The following is a 491-nucleotide window of genomic DNA, read 5'->3' as shown; positions in this document are numbered from 1 at the left end:
AGGTGCTGATCGTGCACCTTAACGCCAGGCTGGCCGGCGAGATCGAGACCTTCGTCGACAGTGCGATGGGCAAGCTGTCGGGCATCCTGGACGACTGCGCCGATACCGCCGACGGCGTCGCCGACGATCTGATCAAGATCCTCAAGCGCTGCATCGGCAAGGAACCGCTGTTCGACCTGGCCCCGCCGGCGGAGGCTGAGCGCAAGCTGCACGACCCCAAGGTACAAAGCAGCTTGCGCCGCATGCTGGGCGCCCTTGGCCAGCAGTACAAACGGGCCGCGAACCATGTCGCCGCCGTGGCAGCCAGCCACCTGCCGGAGAGTGCGGTAGCGGGCGTGACGGGCATCATCGCTCACCTGACCGATTTCAAGCCGGCGTTTCGCGGCAAGCTCGCCGCCCTGGCCGACGAGCAGGCGCAGATGAGCATCCGGTGGATCCTGAAGCGGCTGCGCGACGCAGTGGTCAAGCACAAGAAGCGCTATGCGGCACTG

At 66.2% G+C, this 491-nt stretch carries 1 protein-coding gene; it reads left to right on the top strand.

From position 1 onward, the window contains the following. Positions 1-11: 11 nt before the first annotated feature. The coding region (locus tag GM672_RS27850; protein WP_155473705.1) for a hypothetical protein at positions 12-491 on the top strand (480 nt) is incomplete at its 3' end.

It is taken from the genome of Pseudoduganella buxea (genome assembly GCF_009720835.1).
GTDB classification, from domain to species: domain Bacteria; phylum Pseudomonadota; class Gammaproteobacteria; order Burkholderiales; family Burkholderiaceae_D; genus Rugamonas; species Rugamonas buxea.
The sequence above is the reverse complement of the archived record's forward strand: the minus strand, read 5'-3'. Positions and strand labels throughout refer to the sequence as shown.